Source organism: Bradyrhizobium sp. Leo170 (genome assembly GCF_004296405.1).
Lineage (GTDB): Bacteria > Pseudomonadota > Alphaproteobacteria > Rhizobiales > Xanthobacteraceae > Bradyrhizobium.
In genome coordinates, this window is sequence record NZ_PSRR01000480.1 from 1 (window position 1) to 4,763 (window position 4,763).

At 57.5% G+C, this 4,763-nt stretch carries 5 protein-coding genes and 1 pseudogene; 4 read left to right on the plus strand and 2 right to left on the minus strand.

What is annotated here, in order from left to right; all coding sequences use genetic code 11:
• The 4 genes from CWO89_RS40790 to CWO89_RS40805 all read left to right on the plus strand — a co-directional run.
• On the plus strand, window positions 1-879 hold an 879-nt coding region (locus tag CWO89_RS40790), incomplete at its 5' end, for an RES family NAD+ phosphorylase (RefSeq protein ID WP_165421539.1).
• Window positions 880-1,086: 207 nt separating this feature from the next.
• Window positions 1,087-1,725: an HD domain-containing protein gene (locus CWO89_RS40795; protein WP_130227196.1), complete on the plus strand. Its 639-nt coding sequence runs from the start codon at window positions 1,087-1,089 to the stop codon at window positions 1,723-1,725.
• Window positions 1,726-2,080: 355 nt separating this feature from the next.
• The gene (locus tag CWO89_RS40800; protein ID WP_130583899.1) at window positions 2,081-2,761 is read left to right on the plus strand and encodes a glutathione S-transferase family protein; all 681 of its coding nucleotides are present in this window, start codon (window positions 2,081-2,083) and stop codon (window positions 2,759-2,761) included.
• Between the two features lie 120 nt (window positions 2,762-2,881).
• Entirely contained in the window at window positions 2,882-3,316 is a 435-nt protein-coding gene (locus CWO89_RS40805; RefSeq protein ID WP_130583900.1) for a MarR family winged helix-turn-helix transcriptional regulator, read from the plus strand.
• Window positions 3,317-3,539: 223 nt separating this feature from the next.
• On the opposite strand, the pseudogene CWO89_RS40810 reads toward CWO89_RS40805, so the two are convergent.
• Window positions 3,540-4,326 (minus strand): annotated as a pseudogene (locus CWO89_RS40810) (class I SAM-dependent methyltransferase).
• A 200-nt stretch (window positions 4,327-4,526) separates the two neighbouring features.
• On the minus strand, window positions 4,527-4,763 hold a 237-nt coding region (locus CWO89_RS40815), incomplete at its 5' end, for an efflux RND transporter permease subunit (RefSeq protein ID WP_130583901.1).

Consider the following 4,763-nt stretch of genomic DNA (forward strand, 5'->3'; position numbering starts at 1 on the left):
GCGGGTCCTGGAACGGATTTTCATACGCTTTATCGCGCTCGGGTCTTTCAATCCGACGACAAACTTGAAGCCGCCATCGGCAGGCCGGACATCCACCTCGGCTCGCCGCCAGCAGCTTTGGCGGCAGCTGGTTGGATGAACGCGCGCGGCATCTCGGTTTTCTACGGCGCAAATAATCAGAAAGCGGCTATTGCTGAGGTGCGCCCACCCGTTGGTGGTCAGATCGCGGTGGCCCAATTCGAGATCATCAGAAAGCTTCGACTGCTCGATTTGACCGCCCTCAGTGACGTTCGCCTCACCGGAAGCCTTTCTGATTTCGGGTTAGCTGGAAGGATGGAGACCGCCGTGTTCCTGCGGTTGCTGAGTGAGCGTATCATGCGGCCCGTAATGCCCGATGATGATCCGTTTGAATGCCTCGCAACGCAGGCCATAGCCGATTTTCTAGCGACGGAGGCTTCGGTGCCGATCGACGGCATCATTTTTCCATCAGTGCAGGCCGGCGGAGACAATCTCTACGCCGTCCTTTTTCACAAGGCAGCCCGTGTCGAGGCCCTGAATGTTCCGGAGGGAACAGCGATCAGCGCGAGTACGGGCTATTGGACAGAGGACGGCTGGGTGGAAGATTACGAGGTGGTTGAGAAAGTTGCACCGTTACAAAAGGACGTTCATGAGAATGAGCAAGAACCGGAAAGGCTGGACTTCACTGCAATTGTGAAAGCAATGCCTCTTGACCCGCGGGATGTCGACTGGCGCGAGGCCAGTCTTCGCATTGTGCCCGAAAGTATAGAAGTGCATCGCGTAAAGCACACGGAATTCGCGACGGACAGATTCACGGTGAAACGGCATCGTCGGGAAAAGCGGGACAGCATCGATCTTTAGGAGGGCGCGCCCAGGCGCACCCAGTAAATGGAGAGGCATCCAACGCACAATGGTATAGTCGAAATCGGCAATCTTGGTCCTGTTCTGTAGACAGGAACGCATCTATTGGCTAGCGCCAGTGACCGGAGCGATGCCCACGCATCAGGTTCGTGGGAGTCCGTCAATGGCGACAGCGCAGATCGCAGACGCGGAGATAGGAGTTCGACAATGGCCGATATCATTTCTGGCATCAAAATCCCCGATAGCAAGATCGCGCGCGAAGCCGCTGAACTCGTGCGGCAACATGAGAGCGAAATGTTGTTCAACCACTCAGCTCGCGTGTTTGTGTTCGGTGCGATGAAGGGAATCCGCCAAAACCTAAAGTTCGACTCTGAACTGCTGTATGTCGCTGCGCTGTTTCATGACTTGGGTCTGATCGACGCTTACCACACCCAGGAAAAGCGCTTTGAAGTCGACGGCGCAGACGCAGCGCGCGAATTTCTCCGGCGCCATGGCATCCCGGAACCGAAAGCGGATCTGGTGTGGGCGGCGATCGCCCTGCATACGACACCCGGCATTCCCCAGTACATGCGACCAGAAATCGCTCTTACCCACGCGGGTGTCGTTATGGACGCCGTCGGGAGAGGATATGACGAGTACACGCCAGAGCAGCGCGACGAGGTGATCACCGCCTTTCCTCGCGGCGATTTCAAGAGAGAGTTTATTGAAGTTCAGACGTGCTCGGCCCTAAAGAAGCCTCAAACGACGTTCGGTACGGTCAATTTCGAATTTATCGAACATCGTGATCCTACATTCCCTAAGCCAAGCGTATGCGCTCGCATTCATGACGCTCCGTGGAGCAGTTGAGCCATTTAAGGAGTCTCGCGGTGAATGGCGACAGTACACCATCCATTCTCCCGCTGCATATCGAAGGATGAAGGGCTGCTGGTTCGTTGGCCGTCTATCTTGGCAGCTACGGCGCGGCAGTCGGCGCACTGGCGATCACCGATGGTGGAGTGGGGCGGCTCGGCTCGGTGGCGTTGGGGTTCAGCGTGGCCGCGCTGCTAGCAGTGCCGGGTCGGCAATCGCCGGGTCAGGCTAGTTTGATGAATGGTGAGGCGATAGATGCTGGCAACACTCACGTAGCCACAGACGTTCACGATCCGTGACGCTTACCACTCGAATGTGTTGCCTGGATCTAGGCGGAAGAGCGAGTTGAGAGATGCGAAAGGTTTCTGACTTCCTGATCACACGGCCCTGGCCTGCGAAACACCCGGACCGCCTGCAACTCTATTCGCTGCCGACGCCCAACGGCGTCAAGGTCTCGATCATGTTGGAGGAGATCGGGCTACCTTACGAAGCGCATCTGGTCGACTTCAATAAGGGCGACCAGCACACGCCGGAATTCCTTTCATTGAACCCGAACGGCAAGATCCCCGCGATCCTCGATCCCAACGGCGCAAACGGTGAGCCGCTGCCCTTGTTCGAATCCGGCGCCATCCTGCAATATCTCGCCGAGAAGACGGGCAAGCTTTTGCCGAGTGACACAACTCGCCGCTACAGGACCATCCAGTGGGTGCATTTCCAGATGGCCGGCATCGGACCAATGTTCGGCCAGGTCGGCTTCTTTAACAAGTTCGCCGGCCGCGAATATGAGGACAAGCGGCCACTTCAGCGATACGTCAACGAGTCGAAACGCCTGCTCGGCGTCATGGAAACGCATCTTGCCGGACGGCAGTGGATCATGGACGATGAATATACCATTGCCGACATTTCGATGCTCGGCTGGGTGCGCAACCTGATCGGCTTCTATGAGGCGCGTGGCCTGGTCGAGTTCGATAGCCTGCGGGAAGTACCGGTTTGGCTCGAACGCGGCCTCGCGCGACCAGCGGTGCAGCGCTGACTGAATATCCCGCAGAGGCCATGAGATCGGAAGGTGTGGTGATCCGACCATGCACCGCCTCGCATGGCGCGCCAAGTCTCGTGTTCCGGTCGAATTAAACGCTTCAAAATTGTTGCCCCGATGGCCAAGCTGTCCGGTCAAGAACCCCCCATCACCGAATATCTCGTCTATCGGCTCGCGCAGGCAAACCGGGCAATCAACCGGCAGCTTAAACCACGCCTTGCCAAGGAAGGTGTGCAGATTGAGGAATGGTGGATTCTGAAGGTGCTTTCGGATGGAACCGGACGCTCCATGAGCGACCTCGCCGAAGTGGTGCTGCTCAATCATCCAACGCTGACGAAAATCGTCGACCGCATGGTGTCGGGCACTCTGGTCTATCGGGCCTCGGATCCTAAGGATCGTCGAAAAGTGCTGATGTTCTGCTCCGACCGCGGCAGGATCCTATGTCACCAACTCGAGTTGCTGGCGATGAGCCAGGAAGCGCACATCGTGCAGAGATGCGGCACGAGTTCAGTCAGCGAGCTTAAGCGACTGCTGAAGAAGCTGATCGACTAGGCGATCTGAGCAGCTCAAACGATCGACGTGGCGCCGAGCTGCTTCTGCTCGGCGACAGTCGGCTCCCGCGCTGGGCGGATGATCTCATCAGACTGAACGCGCTCGTCCGCACCATCATTGCTCCTGCGGAAACAGGCGGACGCACGTGGCTAAAACCCGTTCTTCGGAGTGCTGGTTCAATCCCGGCCAGATGAACGTTCGCGGCAGGAGGCTGATCAGTTTGTCAGCTTGGCTGCTTTTTACTAAGGAACAGTCCGTCCTCTTTGTCGACCTCAAGAACACCATTGCCTTGCTGAAATGCATTGGCGATGGCCTTGCGTAGCTCGGCAAGTTGAGGCTCGCTGGCGCTATCGCCAGGCGGATAGGACGTGAGCGCCAGGAAGACATCTTCAGGCTCCGTGATCCGAAGCCTCGCAGGATGCTGCGACATGGTCACGTTACCGAATTGGACCGCATCAGTCGGTCGGCCGTGTCGAACCCAAAGGCTGCGGCAGCCGGATCGGACGGGGGACTGCCGAATACGGTCGTCAGCTCATACATCTTGCGCATGTTGCGGCGCCACTGGTCGTCACGGCCAGAAAGCCTCCCGGCTTCAGGCTGCGATATATTTCCGCGATCCCATTCGCTGGGTCCGGCATATGATAGAGCATGTGCATGGCAATCACGCATCAAAGGAGCCTTTCTTAAAGGGAAGCGCAGATGCGTCGGCTTGTTGGCCTTGAACCGACCCGAATGGAAAGGTCTGGCATCGCTCTTCGGCTTCTTGGACCATGCCAGGAGAGCGTCAGATTGAGCCTCTCCGGCAATACGCTCACCACTGCTTCCCAGAACCAACCTGGACCTCAGCCGATGTCGAGGACCCGATCTCCCGCTTGAAGCGGCAATTGCCTCGCAATCCATGGAAACCAACCGACCTCGGCGATGGCGTATTTCGAATTGATGCCTGCCCGCGCGGCGAGCTTTCGGCTGTCGCCATACTGTTTCGCGAGCTCTGAGGTTACGGACGTCATGTTGCTTCCTCCTACACAGGTCATGAAGGTCCGCTTGGACCGACTTGGACGATCGCTTACTGATTTGCTGGGCATCTTCTAGGAGCTACGGGACGAAGGTGTTGATCTGTTTCTTCATCAACAAGGCTTCAGAACGTCTTCGCAGTGCGAGCGACAACATTTGGCCCCTTCATAAGGAGTGAGGCGAACAACACTACGTTTCACTTTGGCGCATAGACGACGTCCGCGGGTTGGCTTGCTTTCCGACCAAACCCGCGAACCACGGTATAGAACGCCGGCGTAAACAGGAGACCGAATCCCGTTACACCTAGCATGCCCGAGAAAACGGCGGTCCCTAGCGACTGCCGCATCTCTGCGCCTGCGCCGGTGGCAACGACGAGCGGGGCGACGCCGAGAATAAATGCGAGCGATGTCATAAGAATGGGCCGCAGCCTAGC

Excerpts from the sequence above, each read along its gene's own strand:
- CWO89_RS40795 (WP_130227196.1), top strand. The coding sequence starts at position 1,087 with ATGGCCGATATCATTTCTGGCATCAAAATCCCCGATAGCAAGATCGCG.
- CWO89_RS40800 (WP_130583899.1), top strand. The coding sequence starts at position 2,081 with ATGCGAAAGGTTTCTGACTTCCTGATCACACGGCCCTGGCCTGCGAAA.
- CWO89_RS40805 (WP_130583900.1), top strand. The coding sequence starts at position 2,882 with ATGGCCAAGCTGTCCGGTCAAGAACCCCCCATCACCGAATATCTCGTC.